Annotated in this window: 18 protein-coding genes; 10 read left to right on the top strand and 8 right to left on the bottom strand. The window is 63.8% G+C overall.

Features of this window, described 5'->3' with window-relative positions; genetic code table 11:
• Positions 1-235: 235 nt before the first annotated feature.
• On the top strand, positions 236-1,702 hold the full coding sequence (locus Q5064_RS05615) for a response regulator transcription factor (protein ID WP_302962928.1): 1,467 nt from the start codon (positions 236-238) through the stop codon (positions 1,700-1,702).
• A 198-nt stretch (positions 1,703-1,900) separates the two neighbouring features.
• Entirely contained in the window at positions 1,901-2,578 is a 678-nt protein-coding gene (gene hypB / locus Q5064_RS05610) for a hydrogenase nickel incorporation protein HypB (RefSeq protein WP_302962926.1), read from the top strand.
• Positions 2,579-2,580: 2 nt separating this feature from the next.
• Here the strand turns inward: hypB and Q5064_RS05605 are convergent, their stop codons facing one another.
• The 3 genes from Q5064_RS05605 to Q5064_RS05595 all read right to left on the bottom strand — a co-directional run bounded on the left by Q5064_RS05605 (position 2,581) and on the right by Q5064_RS05595 (position 4,092).
• Positions 2,581-2,799: a helix-turn-helix transcriptional regulator gene (locus Q5064_RS05605; RefSeq protein ID WP_302962924.1), complete on the bottom strand. Its 219-nt coding sequence runs from the start codon at positions 2,797-2,799 to the stop codon at positions 2,581-2,583.
• Between the two features lie 139 nt (positions 2,800-2,938).
• Positions 2,939-3,370, bottom strand: a complete 432-nt coding sequence (locus tag Q5064_RS05600; RefSeq protein ID WP_302962923.1) for an MOSC domain-containing protein — start codon at positions 3,368-3,370, stop codon at positions 2,939-2,941.
• Between the two features lie 260 nt (positions 3,371-3,630).
• Positions 3,631-4,092 carry a cupin domain-containing protein gene (locus Q5064_RS05595; protein ID WP_302962922.1) on the bottom strand — a complete coding sequence of 154 codons (462 nt, stop codon included), beginning with the start codon at positions 4,090-4,092 and terminating at the stop codon, positions 3,631-3,633.
• A gap of 275 nt (positions 4,093-4,367) precedes the next feature.
• Between Q5064_RS05595 and Q5064_RS05590 the strand changes: the two genes are divergently transcribed.
• From Q5064_RS05590 to Q5064_RS05580, 3 genes are all read left to right on the top strand, one after another.
• The gene (locus Q5064_RS05590) at positions 4,368-5,561 is read left to right on the top strand and encodes a DNA-deoxyinosine glycosylase (protein WP_302962921.1); all 1,194 of its coding nucleotides are present in this window, start codon (positions 4,368-4,370) and stop codon (positions 5,559-5,561) included.
• Positions 5,562-5,671: 110 nt separating this feature from the next.
• Positions 5,672-5,959, top strand: coding sequence for a type II toxin-antitoxin system prevent-host-death family antitoxin (locus Q5064_RS05585; protein WP_302962920.1), 288 nt, complete (start codon positions 5,672-5,674; stop codon positions 5,957-5,959).
• On the top strand, positions 5,956-6,291 hold the full coding sequence (locus Q5064_RS05580) for a type II toxin-antitoxin system RelE/ParE family toxin (protein ID WP_368389097.1): 336 nt from the start codon (positions 5,956-5,958) through the stop codon (positions 6,289-6,291). Before Q5064_RS05585 ends, Q5064_RS05580 begins: the two co-directional genes overlap by 4 nt.
• An 80-nt stretch (positions 6,292-6,371) precedes the next feature.
• On the opposite strand, the gene Q5064_RS05575 is transcribed toward Q5064_RS05580, so the two are convergent.
• A complete protein-coding gene (locus tag Q5064_RS05575; RefSeq protein WP_302962919.1) occupies positions 6,372-6,635 on the bottom strand; it encodes a DUF2442 domain-containing protein in 264 nt (87 codons plus the stop codon).
• 8 nt (positions 6,636-6,643) lie between these two features.
• Positions 6,644-7,660 (bottom strand): CPBP family intramembrane glutamic endopeptidase, encoded by a 1,017-nt coding sequence (locus Q5064_RS05570; protein WP_302962918.1) that lies wholly within the window; start codon positions 7,658-7,660, stop codon positions 6,644-6,646.
• 94 nt (positions 7,661-7,754) lie between these two features.
• On the opposite strand from Q5064_RS05570, the gene Q5064_RS05565 reads away from it, so the two are divergent.
• Positions 7,755-8,255 carry a GntR family transcriptional regulator gene (locus tag Q5064_RS05565; protein WP_302962917.1) on the top strand — a complete coding sequence of 167 codons (501 nt, stop codon included), beginning with the start codon at positions 7,755-7,757 and terminating at the stop codon, positions 8,253-8,255.
• Positions 8,256-8,268: 13 nt separating this feature from the next.
• Complete coding sequence (locus Q5064_RS05560) at positions 8,269-9,390, top strand: DUF1648 domain-containing protein (RefSeq protein WP_302962916.1); 1,122 nt, start codon at positions 8,269-8,271, stop codon at positions 9,388-9,390.
• Between the two features lie 135 nt (positions 9,391-9,525).
• Here Q5064_RS05560 and Q5064_RS05555 read toward each other — a convergent pair whose 3' ends face one another.
• Positions 9,526-9,843 (bottom strand): hypothetical protein, encoded by a 318-nt coding sequence (locus Q5064_RS05555; protein WP_302962915.1) that lies wholly within the window; start codon positions 9,841-9,843, stop codon positions 9,526-9,528.
• A gap of 186 nt (positions 9,844-10,029) precedes the next feature.
• The gene (locus Q5064_RS05550; protein ID WP_302962914.1) at positions 10,030-10,431 is read right to left on the bottom strand and encodes an MGMT family protein; all 402 of its coding nucleotides are present in this window, start codon (positions 10,429-10,431) and stop codon (positions 10,030-10,032) included.
• 252 nt (positions 10,432-10,683) lie between these two features.
• Here Q5064_RS05550 and Q5064_RS05545 point away from each other — a divergent pair, with 252 nt between their 5' ends.
• From Q5064_RS05545 to Q5064_RS05535, 3 genes are all read left to right on the top strand, one after another.
• On the top strand, positions 10,684-11,139 hold the full coding sequence (locus Q5064_RS05545; RefSeq protein ID WP_302962913.1) for a hypothetical protein: 456 nt from the start codon (positions 10,684-10,686) through the stop codon (positions 11,137-11,139).
• A gap of 198 nt (positions 11,140-11,337) precedes the next feature.
• Positions 11,338-11,799 (top strand): hypothetical protein, encoded by a 462-nt coding sequence (locus tag Q5064_RS05540; RefSeq protein WP_302962912.1) that lies wholly within the window; start codon positions 11,338-11,340, stop codon positions 11,797-11,799.
• A gap of 238 nt (positions 11,800-12,037) precedes the next feature.
• A complete protein-coding gene (locus Q5064_RS05535; protein ID WP_302962911.1) occupies positions 12,038-14,323 on the top strand; it encodes an ATP-binding protein in 2,286 nt (761 codons plus the stop codon).
• A gap of 189 nt (positions 14,324-14,512) precedes the next feature.
• Here Q5064_RS05535 and Q5064_RS05530 read toward each other — a convergent pair whose 3' ends face one another.
• Positions 14,513-15,775 (bottom strand): RidA family protein, encoded by a 1,263-nt coding sequence (locus tag Q5064_RS05530; protein WP_302962910.1) that lies wholly within the window; start codon positions 15,773-15,775, stop codon positions 14,513-14,515.
• Positions 15,776-16,005: the final 230 nt, after the last annotated feature.

Below are 16,005 nucleotides of genomic sequence, written 5' to 3'. Positions count from 1 at the left end.
ACAAGGGAACCGTAGGAGAATGCGGGCTCGTCATCTATCGCCCTGCAGCGGGGATTGGGGAAATCACCCTTCTGAGGTGATGCAGTTACCAGGGCTTTTTTCGAAGGGTTAGACATGGGGAACGGTATACTTTCCCCTAGGAGAACTTGCATGGCAATACCTCGGGCTGCGTGATGTTCTGTATGTTTTCGTAAGGGGGGAGCCGGTGAAGAGGGCGATAGCTCAGGGAAGAGCTTTGGCATCATTTGGGTATATTGAATCTGCCTTCAAGCTGCGCTACATGGGCATTGGGCTCGTTTGGGCATGGCTGTACTGCTCGTACTCCACCTCGGCGCTGTTCTCCGAGCGTCAGGGGCAGTCCATTAATGCCGACGCGTCATGGCTCGCTTCGGCTGCGGCGGTGGTGATCGTGTTCCTCATTGGCGGTGCGGTTCTCAGCCGCATCCCCCGAGCCTCATCGCTGTGGTTGCCCTTGCGTCTGGGAGCACCGCTTTTGATGGCGGTTGGCACGATGCTTTCGTATCTGGGCGTAGGGGTTCCAATGCTTTCGGGAGCGGGCGGACTGCTTACGGGTATAGGTTATGCTCTGCTCAGCCTACTGTGGGCTCAGGCGCTCATGGCGCTTGATATCGAAGAGCTGGAAGTGGCCATCCCCCTTTCCTCTGTGATTATCGTGCCGTGTGGGGTGGTCTTTCCCCACTTGCAGGGGCCGGCGGGGCTGATGGCAACGATGTTTCTTCCCTTGGCATCGGGCGTTCTGCTCCTTTTGTGCGTGCGTGGCGGTGAGACGAGGGTGCGGTTTGAGGATGTCGCGTGCAAGGAGGAACCGTTTTGCGGTGAGCCCCACATCGACGAGGGTAGTGGTGGTCGGAGTCCGATCGAGCGAGTATGGAGGTTCTATCTCCTTCGCGTGATGCTCGTACTGGGAGTGCTCTATATGTCGGTAGGCTGGCTTTCCTCGCTTGCGGAAACGCGTGATGGTCTTCACGCGCTCATTGATTTCGATGTCGCCATGCTTCTCTCCAGCTTGGCCAGCGTTGCTCTGGGGGTGGCCATCGTCTTCTTCTCGAAGAAGGTGAGCTTCTCGGGGCTGTTTCGATGGGCCGTGCCCTTTACCGTGGCGACACTTGTGCTGCGGGAGATGCCGGGTCTCTGGCCGGGATTTGCTGCCAGCGCCATCAGCGCGACGCTTGATTCGCTTATCCAGGTGCTCGTCTACCTCTTCGCGCTGACACTCGCCAAGCAGGGGAAGGTGCCGGCGGTTTTGGGTGTGGGACTGCTTAACGGCGCGGTGCAGCTGGGCGTGCTTGTGGGGAATATCGGGGGCGAGGCGTGCGTTGCCGCGGGCGTATCACTCACTACCGTGGGGCTGCTGCTCGTCTGCCTTGTCTCGTTTGCCGGCATCGTGGCTCCTTCCGGAAAGCCGATCGAGGATGGCGAGCAGCTTTCTGGAACAAACGCGGTGGAGCGCGCGCTTATGGAAGGCTGCCTGCGCTTGCAGGAGCGCTTCAGCCTGTCCGATCGTGAGACTGAGATAGCGTTTCTCCTGGCCCAGGGCCGCAGCCGTCCCTATATTCGCGAGAAACTGTTCATCTCGAAGAACACGGTGGCAACGCATATCAAGCACATCTACCAGAAGCTCGATATTCACTCCAAGGAGGATCTCATCGACTTGGTTACGGCGGCTGCCTCCCAAGATTAGCATCGCGCGGGGACAAGCGGGCATCTTCGTCATCTTCTAAGAGGCCGGTTGCAAAATCTGCATGGACGATTCTGGCAATCTGCATAGCCGATTCCCATTGTGAATTGCGCGGAAGGGGGTCGCGCGGTTACTATGGCTACGAGAGAAAAAGCAGTTGCGCCGCAGCGGCGGCGCCGGCCTTGAGCGAAGGAGATCCTCGTGGACAACAAGCGCGTTATCGAAGTGAAGAAGAACATCCTGGCGGCCAACGACGAGGCGGCCGACGCGTTCCGCACCGCGCGCGCCGAGGAGGGCACGTTCTTCGTGGACGTGATGGCGAGCCCGGGCGCCGGCAAGACCACCATCCTGCTCGCCATCATCAAGGAGCTGCGCAGCCGCGGCGTGGAGGCGCTCGGCGTCATCGAGGCGGACCTCGAGAGCGACGTGGACGCGCTCAAGATCAAGGAGGCCGGCGTGGAGTCGGTGGAGCTCAACACCCGCGGCGTGTGCCACGTGGAGATGGGCATGGTGGAGATGGCCTTCGAGGCCTTCGGGGGCGACCGCTTCGGCTACCTGTTCCTGGAGAACATCGGCAACCTCGTGTGCCCGGCCGACTTCGACACCGGGGCACACACCCGGGTCATGCTGCTCTCGGTTCCCGAGGGATGGGACAAGGTGATGAAGTACCCGCCCATGTTCGCCGCCGTGGACGCGCTCATCGTCACCAAGTGCGACTACCTGCCCTTGAACGAGGACTTCGACATGGACCGCCTCAAGGAGCAGGCGCGCCTTTTGAACCCCGCACTCGACATCTTCGTCACGAGCGCCCGCACCCACGAAGGCATCCCCGAGCTGGTGGACTGGCTCGAGGCACAGCGCGCCGAGAAGGTGAAGTAGCTCTATTCGCCTCGCTTCGTGATCGCGATATCGAGGCCGAGGGTGCTCAGCACCTTCAAGGCCTTCTCAAGCTCCGCCGTTGCCTTGCCGTTTTCTAGGTTGGAAATGAAGGAGAGACTGACAGCACACAAGTTTGCCAGTTCGGTTTGGGTGAGTTTTTGGCGTTTCCGCTCGGCGCGGATGGTTGCTCCAAGGTCTTTCGAGGTGTAAACGGGGCTCATGGCTCTCCTTTAATTTCTGCGTACGGCGCAATTATCGCAGAATAAAACAAAATTTCTGCGTACGACGAAATTTCTCATAAAAGAGTCGAAATTCGTGCGTACGCAGAAATTCCAGGGGCCTTCGGTTGTCCGTCGCGAGCTATCCTGCGATCTCGATGGCATCGCCGGGGGCGATGGTGCCGCCTTCGATGACTTTGCAGAACACGCCCTCGCGGGGCATGATGCAGTCGCCCATCTGGTGGTAGATGGCGCAGTGGGCGTGGCACTGCTTGCCGATCTGGGTCAGCTCCAGCACCACGTCGTTGCAGGCGAAGCGTGTGCCGATGGGAAGGTTCTTCAGATCGAAGCCCTCCACGATGATGTTCTCGCCGAATGCACCGTTGCCCACTTCGGCGCCACGATTCTTGAAGGCCTCGATCTGCTCGTAGGACAGAAGGCTCACCTGGCGGTGCCACGGCGCGGCGTGGGCATCGCCCTCGATGCCCCAATCGGGCCGAAGCTCGATAGCGGCCTGCTCGGTTTTCTGGATTCCCTTGACATCGCTTGTGCACACGGCTTTGATAACGCCCATCATGCACCTTTCTCGCAGGCGACAGGCCGTGCGCCACTCTCGACCTGCCCGGTGCACGGAACACGCCCCCAGCCCGCTGCACGACGGCGAAGGGGGAACTTCTCGGCGCAAGAAAATTCTAGCGAACCGCTAGACTATTTGCAAGAGAGAATAATTGGGCTATCCGGACTGGCACTATGTTAGAAAATGTTAGAAAATGTTAGAAGCCAATTAAGCCCCCGAGTCGAGTGTCAGCTCGGGGGCTTTCGCTCGCCGTCGCCTTACAGTGCGGCGTACTCTTCGTCGGTGACGGGCTCGCACCACTCGTTGGCGCACTCGGTGCCCGGGGCCTCGAAGGCCACGTGGCTCATCCAGCTGTCGGCCGCCGCCCCGTGCCAGTGCTTCACGTTCGCGGGGATGTACACCACGTCCCCCGGCAGCAGCGCCCGGGCATCCTGGTCCCACTCCTGGTACCAGCCGCGCCCATCGGTGACGAGCAGGATCTGGCCGCCGCCCTCGGCGGCGTGATGGATGTGCCAGTTGTTGCGGCAGCCGGGCTCGAAGGTGACGTTGGCGATGAACTGGGTCTGCGCGGGGTCGGTCAGCGGATTGAGGTACGAGCGTCCCGTGAAGTACTGCGCGTAGGCGTCGTTGGGGGCGCCCAGGCCGAACAGACCGCCGTGCGCCTCCGGGTTCTCGGTGCCGAGCGCATCGCGGCCGGCGGTTTGGACTACTTTGGTCATGAGGGTTCCTTTCCGACGGAATCTTGGTTCCAACGGTAAAACTTCGAGTAAACTCTAAGTCAAGACTTCGTTTTTTGGCGGGCGCTTGAGGAAAGGATTGTCGAGTGCGTGCAAGCTGGCGGCTCTGGTACGGCTATCGAGCATTCTGCATGAAGGATGTTCGACAAGTTGCCTTCTTGCGCGCTTATCGCATTCGATTTTTGGGGATTCCGTATTATAGTTTTCCGGGAAAACGCCTTTGCCGGCGCGCAAGGTGCAAGTGAAGGGAGGGCCCCATGGCGCAGGTGGAGCATATCGAGCACGGCATCGAGCCGGTGTTCGATGGGCGCTCGGAGGTGCTCGTGCTGGGAACCATGCCCTCGCCGGCCTCGCGGGAGGCGGCGTTCTTCTACGGGCATTCGCGCAACCGCTTCTGGCCGGTGCTGGCGGCACTGTTTGACGAGCCGGTGCCCGAGGACAACGCCGAGCGCACCGATTTGCTGCTGCGCCACCATATAGCGCTGTGGGACGTGCTGGCCTCCTGCGACATCGAGGGCGCCTCCGACGCCTCCATCGCCAACGCGCGTCCCAACGATCTTGCGCGTATTCTGGGCACGGTGCCTGTGCGGCGCGTGTTCTGCACGGGTGCCACCTCGGCGCGGCTCTACGGGAAGCTGTGCGAGCCCGACACGGGAATAGGCGCGGAGAAGCTGCCGTCCACGAGCCCCGCCAACGCCGTGTGGTCGCTGCCGCGGCTCGTGGAGGCCTACCGGCCCGTGGCCGAGGCGGTCACGCCCTTTGAGCCGCCGGTGCTCGATGTGCCTGCGGTGGTGGCGCTGGAGCAGGCTATCGCCGCTGCCGGCACGCCGCTCGATACGCTCATGCGCCGCGCGGGCCGCTTTCTGGCCTTCGAGGCGCGCAAGATGCTGGAAGGGGAAGGCCCCATCGTCATCTTCTGCGGCAACGGCAACAACGGGGGAGACGGCTGGGTGGCCGCCGAGTACCTGGATCGGTGGGACATTCCCGTGCGCGTGGTGACGGCCCGTGCTCCCGAGGATCTGACGGCCGAGCCGGCCCGTTCGGCGGCGTTGCGGACCTGCTCGGCGCTCGGCGATCGCAGCGCGGTGCTCGTCGCGCCCGACGCCGGGGAAATCGCCAGTCTTTTAGAGGCGGCGCCCCTCGCCATCGACGCCATTCTCGGCACGGGCTTCTCCCACGATGCGGTAAAGGCCCCCTTCGACGGGTGGATTCGCACTGTGAACGACGCCCGCAACGGCGGTACGGTCGTGGTGGCCGCCGACGTGCCGAGCGGCCTTTCGGCCCAGACGGGCGCAGCCGCCGCCGACACGGTGCGCGCCGACGTTACCGTCACCATGATCGTTCCCAAGCCGGGCCTGCTCGCACCCGAAGGCGCTCCGTGGTGCGGGCGCGTCCGCGTCGCCCCGCTCGCCTACATCGAGCCGCTGCTCGACGGCGTGGCGACCTTCTAAGCTGGCCGATGCTTCTCCGCTGAGCGCCTTTTCGCGTTATCCCTTGAAGTCTTATGCTATCTATGATAAAATTATAGATAAATTTATTACCTATTTATAGAGGTGATTCTATGACCGCGGCAGTGCCCCTCATTCGCCCCATCAGCGATTTGCGCACCGAGCTCAATGATGTCTGCGCTCAGGCCCGGGAAACCCAACAGCCCATTTTCATGACGAAGAACGGGAAGGCGAGCCTTGTGGTTATAGACTGCGCGGCCTACGAGGAGCAGCGGCAGCATGAGCGCTACGTCCACAAGCTTCGCGAGGCGGAGATCGAGGCGAAGTACCGCAAGGAGACGGTGTCCCAAACGTCGCTCGACGAGGCTATGGAACGTATTTTCGAAGTTTGGGGGGCATGATGCGCGAGCCCGTTTACCGGCCCCGCGCTGCATTCGATTTGGAGTCGATCGTCATTTACGTGGGCGAGGTGTGCCGAAACCCAGCCTCTGCGCGACAAACGTACGAGAGCATACGAGCCGCCGTGAAGGAACTTTGCGACATGCCGACGCTCGGAAGGCCCTTTATCGATGAATCGCTTGGCCGACGCAGCTTTCGCACATGGCTCGTTGGGAGCTATCGCGTGTTCTGTACCTACGACGACAATGCGCTCACTGTTTGGCGCGTCATCCATACGCGCCGGGATATCGACGATTTCGCCCTCATCGATTGGGATGAGGGCGACGATGAGTGACGGACGTCTATGTCGGGGCGTGCGAGCGGGCCGTTGAGGGCCTTACTTCGACGGCCCGCTCGCGATGGGACAAGTGAGCTCTATCTGTCGGCTGGAGCCAGTTCCCGCCCGTATTCGTAAATGGCATCACTGGGAAGGTCGATCTCATCGTTCCAGAATACGCAGGTGCGACTTTGATCCAATTGAGCTTGGGCGAAGAGGCCTGTCAGCGTTGCGAGGGGCCGGTAAGAGGGAATAGCATCCGCATCTTCGCCCACGTCGTAAAGGACAACGCGGTTGTCATCGAATCGCACGCGAAGCATGAGGTTCGGCAAGGTCTCGAGCTGTTTAATGCGAGGAATCATCGGTCGTCCTATTCCAGGGGAGGGAGCTTCTCGATTATATCGGATTTCCGCACGCCGTCGGGGAGGCCGGCTTCGGGGACGTGCAGGGTGCCGGCTTTCTCGCGGCGGCGCAGGTCCCACAGCATGAGGACCGCCACGGCCAGCAGCGGAAGGCCGCCCACGATGCCCGTGCACAAAGGTCCCACGAAGGGATTGCCGCCTGAGATCGAGCAGATGGTGACGAGGTTCACCGATCCGTTCAGCGCGCCGTGGCCGATGGCCGCCGCGAAAGTGGAACGGGTGCGGATGGTCACGTAGCCGAGGAACACGGCCAAAACCACGCACCAGGCGCACATCGCCAGGATGCCGCCCCAGGGCTCGGTGGGGTAGCCGGTTCCGTAGTTGTGCCCGAGCGCCACGATGGGTGCGTGCCACAGGCCCCAGATAACGCCCGTGATTACCAGCGTGGGCACGATGGAAAACCTGGATGCCAGCTTCGGCATGAGGTAGCCGCGCCAGCCCCATTCCTCGCCGAAGGTGGTGAAGATGTTGAGCGCCGGCGCGATGGCGCAGGCCCCGAGGAGGCTGACGACCATCGCGAGGGGCGCGGCCGCGGCCTCGTCGAAGGCCGCAAGGGCCGCCGAGTCGGTGCCGTTCGCCACGGCGGCGGCCCGCTGCGCTTCCACGAAGGAGGTGAGGGCGGCGTCGAAGTCTCCGGGAAACAGCAGGTAGTACACGGCTCCCCCGGCCAACACCAGAAGAATCGGCCCGAACCACGCCACGGCGAACCAGGGCAGCGATTGCCGGGGTGGCGCCGGCTTCAGCACGCAGTTCTTGAATCCCTCGCGCGTCACCACGCGCGTGAGCACCACTCCCAGGGCGGGGAAGAGCATGACGAGCGCCACGGCCCCCATGTAGGCCAGCGTCGGCGAGACGAATTCGCTTACGTAGGGCGCCGTGCCCGCTGCCAGGGGGTATACCACGAGGAACTCGTAGGCGTAGGTGATGCTGAAGGTGATGGCGAGGAAGATGAGCACTCGTTTCATGGGATACCTCCTAGGACAATTTTGTTCTATTGAAGCTATAACAATTTCTGTTATAATCCGAATAGAACAGAAAGTCAAGAGAAAGGGGAGCGCCATGATGCTCGCCGTGGACGGGGCCTTAGAGGAGCCCCTGTACCTGCAAATTCGCAACCAGATTGTGGCCGGCATCGCCACCGGCGAGCTGGAGCCCGGCCAAGCACTGCCGTCGGTGCGCTCGCTGGCGAGCGACTTGGGCATCAACCTGCACACGGTGAACAAGGCCTACGCCGTCCTGCGCGACGAGGGCTACGTGCGCATGCGGGGCCGTGCGGGCGCCGTCATCGCCGACCCGGCCGACGCCGACCGCGCCGATGCCGACAAGCGCGCCCAGGTGAAGATGGAAGACGAGCTGTTCAAGCTGGCCCTGGCCTACCGTGCCCGCGGAGGCGCGCGCGGCGCCTTCCTGGAGGCGGCCGCCGCCCAGGCCGCCCGCGCCTACGGCGTGATGGGCGCGCCGGCCGAGGAGGGTGCAGCGAACGCAGCTGCCGATGCCGGCGATCGCCTGTCGTCGGGCCGCCGCGCTGCGGCCGCCATCCCCGCATCTGCTCGCGCATAGAAGGAGACGCCCCATGACCTCTATCGAACCGACTATGATGCTCTTGCTGGGGGTGATCGTGGCCGCTCTTCCCCTGACCGGCGCCCTGTTCGCCTTCACGCCCTACCTCATGCCCAAGCGCGAGTGCTTCGCCGTCACCGTGCCCGATGCCGCCCAGGCCGACCCCTATTTGCGGCGCCTCAAGCGCGCTTTCGCTGTGAAGGTGCTCGGGCTCACGGCGGCGCTCACCCTGGCCTCCGCGCTCTCGCTGGCCTTCGCCCCGACCCAGGTTTTCCTCGCCGTGCTCTGCCCGGCGTTCCTCGTGCTCATGGTGGTGGGCTACGCCCTCATGCTGCGCTCCCGCGCGAAGGTGGCCGCCTACAAGCGCGAGCGCGGGTGGAAGGCGACCGGCGAGCAGCGCTCGGCCTTCGTGGGGGACGACTCGTTCCCAAAGCCCCTCTCGCTGCGGTGGTGTTTGCTGTACGTGCCCATTATCCTGCTCACCCTTGCCATCGGTGTTGCCGGCTACGGCGCTATGCCCGAGCGCATCCCCATGCAGGTGAACCTCGACGGCGCGGTGACTCGCTGGGCCGACAAGTCCCCGGGTGTCGTGGCGTTTCCCGTCATCTTCACGATGTTCATGGCTGCCTGCTTCTGCCTGGGCCAGTGGTCCATCGTGCGCTCGAAGAAGGGAAGCGACCCGGCGCGTCCGGCGGCCAGCGCCTGGGCCTACGGCATGTTCGCCCACGCTCAGAGCATCCTCATCTTGGGAATGGGTCTGCTCGCGAGCCTGATCGGCCCGCTCATGCAGCTCACGTTCGTCGGCGTGCTCACTTTGGCGCAGACGCTCGTGCCGCTTGTCGCCATCGTCGCGATCATCCTCGTGGCGGCGTTGGCGGTGAACGTTGTGTACGGCCAGAACGGCAGCCGCCTCATCGCGCGCATGGACGAGAGCGACGCCATGGCCCACGACGACGATCGCTTCTGGAAGCTCGGCATCTTCTACATGAATCCCGATGACGCGAGCCTCTTTCTGCCCGAGCGCTTCGGCATCGGCTGGACCCTCAACTGGGGGCGCCCTGCCGCCTGGGCGCTCGCGGCCGGCTTCGTGCTCGTGACGGCGGCCTTCGTGGCAGCGACGCTGCTGCTCACGTAGGCGTGCGCGGCTTCGGCAGTTGCAGCATTGGCCGGGCACCCTTCTGCCGGCCTGCCCGAAGGAGTTCTGCATGCAAAAAAGCGGCCACCGTAAGGCGGCCGCTTTGCATGTGGTACTGAAAGGGGAAGAAAGGCGCTACACGCCGAGCGGCGCATCATCGTCGTAGGGCAGGCGGCTCACCAGCTCGCAATATTCCTGGATCTGCTGGCGCGTCTCGTGATCGAACAGCGCGATGTGCTCGTGGGCCTCGGTTGCGAACTGCTTCACCGGCCAGCGACGAGCCTCCTTGTCGCGGCCTTCCTTCTTTTCAATGACGAGGGCCCATTCCTCGGCCGCGTCCATGGCATGACGCAACTTCTCAGGAATGTTCTCAGTTTCGCCAGTCTTCTTTATGGCCGGAATGACGATGCTCTGCTTTGCGATGATCTTCTCAAGCAGTTCCTTATCTTGCATGGGGCGCCTCCTTTGCTCGTAGGGATATGCTGAAGCGTCGGAGGACAAGCTCTGCGGAAGGAACGGAAGAGTTCGCTGCGGCGCTTCCTTGTCCATGGTATCTCTCGCGATGCAGCCTCGTTGTTCGGCGGCGCGTGAAGGTTGCCAATCGTGGAAGACCCGTTGCCGACTCGGTACGCATGACGGCTACTCCGCCAGTTCGGCATCCCAGTCGAAGTCAGGCGGCGGTCCAAGCGGCTCGTCGCTGTCGCCGGAGGCATGTTCCGGGCGACCATCCCATTGGAAGGTGTCCATGAGCACGCGACCCTCCTCGTCGAAGGCCACGCCCTCGGCAGCGAGCATGCGGCGTTGCTCGTCGGGTCCGCCGAAGGCGAAGCCCGTGGCCATGCGGCCGTCCTTGAACACCACGCGGTGGCAGGGAATGCAGCCCGGATCGGTGCCGGGCTCGGGGTTGGCGTGCAGGGCATAGCCCACGTAGCGCGCTCCACGCGGCGCACCGATGAGACGTCCCACCTGGCCGTAGGTGGCCACCTTCCCGGCGGGTATGCGCCGCACCACCGAAAATACCCGGTTGGCGAAATCTCCCATGATTGTCCCTCCCGTCGAAGGATCGCCGTGACGCCGTCGGGGGTCGCGTTCCGTGCCCCATCAAGAGCAGCGCGGACGACGGTCGGCGTGACGGCTTCCTGAAGTTTTGCTGTCAGCATAGCGCACTTTGTGGAACGGGGCCGTGCGGGGTGGTATCGTGCGCGGAGAAAACAGCCCGGCCGCGCGGAACCGGCTCCGGGGGGGGGAGCCCCCTCGCATTTGTCCCGCGCAGGTCAGCCCGAGGAGGCACTCATGTTCAAAGTTCGATCGAAGTACCTGCTGCTCATCGCGGCCGCCGTGTGGCTCATCGCCGGATCGCAGGTCATGCGCATGGGCATCGAGGCCATCGCAACCGGCGCGGCCGCCCCGTGGCTGCTCGCCATCGGCATTCCCGCCACGTTCGTCGCCTTCCACGCCATGTTCTCGAAGCTCGTGGCCAAGCATGCCGCGCGCATACACGGCTACGGCGAGGAGAAGATGCACGTCCTGCGGTTCTTCGACGTGAAGGGCTATATCATCATGGCCGTCATGATGGGCGGCGGTATCGCCCTGCGCTCCTTCGGCCTTGTGCCTGCCTGGTTCGTGGCCTTCTTCTACACGGGCCTCGGCGCGGCGCTCGCCCTGGCCGGCATCGGCTTCGTGCGCCAGTACCTTCATCGCGAAGACGTCGCGCCCCTGCGCTGCCCCGTCACCGGCCACGCCCGGTAGGCGCCCCCCGGTCTTGCGACTGCGCCTCTGCCGGCGGCGCGCCGGGAGAGAGGGCGGCCACAGCGGCTTTGCGATGCAGCGGAGAAGCTCCCCGGCCCTCTTTTCGGACAAACGGGCGAAATCGCTTGTTGCTGATCGCGCGGCTAAGCATTAAGATAGGGCGGCTAAGGTAACAGCCAACCGACAGAAGGAGCGGGAATGAAACTGAAGGCAAAGATCTTCGCGGTAGCAGTGTGCGCGATGGCCCTGTGCGTGGCGCTCGTGGGTTGCGCCGGCGGTGGCGGCAACTCCGCCGACAATGCGGCCAACTTCCAGGGCGACTGGGTGCTCTCCAGCGGCAATGTGGAGGGCCAGGAAGTGACGCCGGAGATTCTGGACGAGGCCGCGAAGCTGGGCATGTCCATCTACATGCAGTTCAACGAGGACGGCTCCTGCGTGCTGAACGTGCTCGGCAGCGAGATGCAGGGCACCTGGGAGGCCAAGGACGCCACCACGGTCGCCTTCACCTTCGAGGGTTCCACCGAGGAGGCCAAGCTCGAGGGCGACGAGCTCGTCATGACCTATGGCGACGACAACATGCACTTCAAGAAGGGCGCCATCCCCACGGCTTCCAGCGAGGTCGAGCAGGGTCAGGATCAGGAGGCCGAGCCCGAGGCCTAAGTCTCGTCTAGCGCAAGCTTTCGAAACGCATAGCCCGCCGCAGATACGCGGCGGGCTTTTTTGTGCAAGTGCACCATGGGAGACGCCTGGAAAAAACCAGGTCTGCGCAGGTAAGATTCCGATTCAGGGGGCCTGATTCGTCGATACGTGATACACTGTTCTCGTGCATCATGGGAAAAAATTCCAGCTGGCCTATCGACGGGAGCATGCCATGGATGAAATGCTGAAGGTTTGGGCGATGACGTTCGACCGCAGCCCGCAGCCTTTCGGCATCGTCGAGGTGCTCGTCGACGACGATGGCCGGCCCTACGATGCGGCCTACCGCTACCTCAACCCGGCCATGGCGGCGGTGACCGACCACACCGTGGAAGAGCTCACCGGCGCGCTCATGTACGTCATCTGGGGCGGCGATCCCACCTGGCTTGATCACTTCTACGAGGCGGCCTACGAGGGCCGCGTCGTCCAGTTCGAGTCGCTCTCCGATATGCTGCAGCAGTTCTTCCGCGCCGAGGCGTTTCCGGTGGCCCCGGGCCTGTGCGGCTTCTCGTTGCAGGATGTGACGAGCTGGATCGTGCCGGCCCAGCGCTCGCTCGACAAGGCCGGCGCGGGCCTGTTCTTCTACGACATGCGCTACCGGCAGCTGCTGCTCACCGACTCGGCCCGCGAGCAGAGCGGGGTGGACACCAACTACATCAGCCTCGCCGAGTTCATCGAGCTCACCTTCGGCGCCACCGCCGGCGACGATCTGCTCCGCCAGATGGAGAACTTCCTCAACGACCAGACGAGCCTCTACCAGGAGGGCCAGCTGCCCGACGGGCGCTGGCTGCGCATCAGCCTGGACCACACGGGACATTCCGAGCGCTTCGCCTACGGCTTCGTAGAGGACTTCACCCGCACCAAGCAGGCCGAGCTGAGAAGCGAGCAGTACGTGGAGGTCATCGACAGCCTGGGCGCCGAGAACTTCGCGCTGTACCTGGTGGATCTGGACACCAACGAGCTTGAGGTGTACCGCCGCGGCGATGACGACACGGCCCAGTTCGCCCTCGTCAGCGAGCAGGAGGGCGACTACCCGGCCGCCATGGAGCGCTACATCGATACCTACGTGGTGGAAGAGGACCGCCCCCGCGTGCGTGCCGAGGTGGGGCCTGAGGTGCTGTGGCGTCGCCTCGCCGAGGGCGATGCCGACTTCTCGGTGGGCTACCGGCGCCTGTTCGGCGACGAGGAGCAGTACGTGGAACTGCGCGTCATCCGCTTGCCGCAGCCGAGCTCCAAGGTGATCCTCGCGGCGCGCAACGTCACCGCCGAGATGCGCGAGCAGCTGCTGCAGAAGCTGGCGCTGCAGAACGCGCTCGATCTGGCCGAGCATGCCAGCCAGGCGAAATCCACCTTCCTCACCAACATGTCCCACGACTTCCGCACGCCCATGAACTCCATCTCGGGCTTCGCCTCCATCGCGCTCGACCACTTGAACGACACCGATCGGGTGCGCGACTGCCTGCGCAAGATCATGGTGTCGAGCGATCACTTGCTGAACCTCGTGAACGACATTTTAGATGTGAGCCGCATCGAGAGCGGCAAGCTGTCGTTCAACGAGGATGCGGTCGACCTGATCGAGGTGGCCGAAGATGTGGCCACCATGTTCGGCGACAAGGCCGAGAGCTGCGGCATCGATCTGACGGTGAACGCCGCCGGGCTCGCCCACGGGCGCGTGGTCACCGATCCTCTGCGCCTGAACCAGGTGCTCGTGAACACCGTGGGCAACGCCGTGAAGTTCACCCCGGCCGGCGGCCTGGTCACGGTGACCTTTGCCGAGCGCGACGGGGCGCCCCGCGGCTTCGGCAGCTACGTCATCACGGTGAGCGACACCGGCTGCGGCATGACGCCGGAGTTCCTCGACCGCATCTTCATGCCCTTCGAGCGGGACGGGCTCGGCTACGCCAACAAGACCGAGGGCACGGGCCTTGGCATGACCATCACCAAGAGCCTCGTGGACCTCATGGGCGGCGAGATTCAGGTGGAGAGCACCGTGGGCCGCGGCTCCACGTTCACCATCACGCTGCCGCTGCGCCTGGCCTCTCCCGAGGAGGCCGCCGACGAGAAGGCCGCGCCCGCCGAGGAGTGCCGCCGCGATTTCACGGGCTGCAAGGTGCTCGTGGTGGACGACGACGATCTGTCCCGCGAGATTCTCATGGAGATCCTGAAGGACTACGGCTTTGCCGTGGAAGAGGCCCGCGACGGCGATGCGGCCGTGCGCAAGGTGGCCTCGGTGGCGCCGTTCTACTACGATGCCGTGCTCATGGACATGCGCATGCCCCGCATGGACGGCGACGAGGCCACCCGCGAGATTCGCGCCCTCGATCGCCCCGATGCGGCGAGCCTGCCCATCATCGCCGAGACGGCCGATGCCTTCGAGGAGGGGCAGCGCCGTGCCCGCGACGCCGGCATGACGGCGCTCACCACCAAGCCGCTGAACACCCATGCCCTCATCGCCCTGCTCGCCGAGTACATTCCCGAGAAGGAGTAAGATCCGCCTTCGCAGTCGGCGGCGATCCCGTCGGCGGCGGTTTCCCCGCTGATGGCCGCCGCGGTTGCCGACTGCTGCGACTCCATACGACAAACGAGACGAGATGCTGAAAAACGGGAAGGGATCCGCTGCGTTGCGGATCCCTTCCCAGTGCATGCAAGAGCGCGAGGCGCAGAGGGGTGCGAAGCCTTAGGCCACGGGCGGGGTGCCCTCCCAGTTGCCGGCGATGGCGTCGATCATGACGCGGGCGCCGTGGGGCAGCGCACCGCAGCCCACGACCTTGCGGGCGGGCTTGTGGTCGCCGAAGAAGGCGGCGTAGGCCTCGTTCATGGCGTCCAGGTCGGCCATGTCGGCCAAATACACGTTCACCTTCACGATGTCTTCCACCACGTGGTCCACCGACTCCACGATGGCCTTCACATACCGCAAGCACTGGGCGGTCTGTTCGGCCACGCCGCCGGCCACCAGGTTGCCGGAAAGGTCCACCGGCAGCTGGCCGGAGATGTTGTTGTAGTGAGAGAAGGCCACGGTCTGGGTGCTGTAGGAGCACTTCGGCGCGGCATCGGTGTTGTTCGCCTCGATGATGAGGCCGTGACGGTCCTCGATGGCCTGGGGCGGCGTGCCGTCGCCGTGGGACACCACGGCCTCAACGGCCACGTCGCAGTGGTAGGGCAGGTCCTTCACGGGCACCACGGTGCGGGCCGGCAGGTAGTTCACGGCACGCGCGATGCCGGAATCGGGGAAGAAGGTCTGGTACACCTCGTTCACAGCGTCCATGGCGGCGAGGTCCTTCACGAAGACGGTCACCTTCACGATGTCGTCTATCGGCACGTCCACCGAGGCGAGGATGGCCTTCACGTTACGCAGGCACTGGGCGGTCTGTGCGGCCACATCGCCGAGGATCGGACGGCCGGTGCCCGGGTCGAGCGGCAGCTGCATGGTGATGTTGTTGTAGTGCGAGAAGGCCACGGTCTGGGTGGAGGTGGCATCGTAGGGCGCGGCGTGGGTGTTGTTCGTGAGCTTCACCAGATCGCCGGCCTGGGGTACCGACTGGGTGCCCTCGCCGTTGTCCACGAGCGCCTCGATGAACACGCGGGCGCCCTGGGGCAGCGCGTCCACGGCGGCCACGGTGCGGGCGGGCTGGTAGGTGGGGAAGAAGGAGGCCTGCACCTTCTCCACCGCGTTCAGATCCATGATGTCGGCCAGGAAGATGGACACGCGGATGATGTCGTTCATGTCGTGGCCGATGCTCTCTACGATGGCCTGGATGTTCTTGAAGCACTGCTCGGCCTGCTCGGCAGCGCCGCCCGCCACGATGGCGCCCGTCGCCGGGTCGATGGGAAGCTGGGCCGAGAGGTTGTTGTAGTGGGAGAACGCCACGGTCTGCGAATACAGGTCGCTTACCGGCGCCGCCTCGGTGTTGCGGGCCACTACCACGTTCGGATCGCTCATTGGTACCCCTTTCCAAGGTAGAATTTGCAGCGATTTGTGCAAGTGCATTAAACGTTAGAAGCACACTCGCTGTCAATGCCCTTTGGGCAAAGAAAGAGTATAGACGGGCTTTGTTGACCGCAGGTCAACGGTCAAATGACAGCGAAACCACAGGTCACTTACTTATAAATAGTGCACTTGAACAAAAATATGCGTTTTGTGGGGAAGGGGCGCGCCGAGGGGGCGGCCCC

This window comes from uncultured Adlercreutzia sp., assembly GCF_958431955.1.
Lineage (GTDB): Bacteria > Actinomycetota > Coriobacteriia > Coriobacteriales > Eggerthellaceae > Adlercreutzia.
The sequence above is the reverse complement of the archived record's forward strand: the minus strand, read 5'-3'. Positions and strand labels throughout refer to the sequence as shown.

What these genes read in the sequence shown, in the direction of transcription:
- Q5064_RS05605 (WP_302962924.1), bottom strand. Translation starts at nt 2,799, where the DNA reads ATGAGCCCCGTTTACACCTCGAAAGACCTTGGAGCAACCATCCGCGCC.
- Q5064_RS05545 (WP_302962913.1), top strand. Translation starts at nt 10,684, where the DNA reads ATGTTCAAAGTTCGATCGAAGTACCTGCTGCTCATCGCGGCCGCCGTG.
- Q5064_RS05575 (WP_302962919.1), bottom strand. Translation starts at nt 6,635, where the DNA reads ATGATTCCTCGCATTAAACAGCTCGAGACCTTGCCGAACCTCATGCTT.
- Q5064_RS05530 (WP_302962910.1), bottom strand. Translation starts at nt 15,775, where the DNA reads ATGAGCGATCCGAACGTGGTAGTGGCCCGCAACACCGAGGCGGCGCCG.
- Q5064_RS05535 (WP_302962911.1), top strand. Translation starts at nt 12,038, where the DNA reads ATGACGTTCGACCGCAGCCCGCAGCCTTTCGGCATCGTCGAGGTGCTC.
- Q5064_RS05570 (WP_302962918.1), bottom strand. Translation starts at nt 7,660, where the DNA reads ATGAAACGAGTGCTCATCTTCCTCGCCATCACCTTCAGCATCACCTAC.
- Q5064_RS05580 (WP_368389097.1), top strand. Translation starts at nt 5,956, where the DNA reads ATGATGCGCGAGCCCGTTTACCGGCCCCGCGCTGCATTCGATTTGGAG.
- Q5064_RS05560 (WP_302962916.1), top strand. Translation starts at nt 8,269, where the DNA reads ATGACCTCTATCGAACCGACTATGATGCTCTTGCTGGGGGTGATCGTG.
- Q5064_RS05590 (WP_302962921.1), top strand. Translation starts at nt 4,368, where the DNA reads ATGGCGCAGGTGGAGCATATCGAGCACGGCATCGAGCCGGTGTTCGAT.
- Q5064_RS05585 (WP_302962920.1), top strand. Translation starts at nt 5,672, where the DNA reads ATGACCGCGGCAGTGCCCCTCATTCGCCCCATCAGCGATTTGCGCACC.
- Q5064_RS05540 (WP_302962912.1), top strand. Translation starts at nt 11,338, where the DNA reads ATGAAACTGAAGGCAAAGATCTTCGCGGTAGCAGTGTGCGCGATGGCC.
- Q5064_RS05595 (WP_302962922.1), bottom strand. Translation starts at nt 4,092, where the DNA reads ATGACCAAAGTAGTCCAAACCGCCGGCCGCGATGCGCTCGGCACCGAG.
- Q5064_RS05555 (WP_302962915.1), bottom strand. Translation starts at nt 9,843, where the DNA reads ATGCAAGATAAGGAACTGCTTGAGAAGATCATCGCAAAGCAGAGCATC.
- Q5064_RS05565 (WP_302962917.1), top strand. Translation starts at nt 7,755, where the DNA reads ATGATGCTCGCCGTGGACGGGGCCTTAGAGGAGCCCCTGTACCTGCAA.
- Q5064_RS05600 (WP_302962923.1), bottom strand. Translation starts at nt 3,370, where the DNA reads ATGGGCGTTATCAAAGCCGTGTGCACAAGCGATGTCAAGGGAATCCAG.
- Q5064_RS05550 (WP_302962914.1), bottom strand. Translation starts at nt 10,431, where the DNA reads ATGGGAGATTTCGCCAACCGGGTATTTTCGGTGGTGCGGCGCATACCC.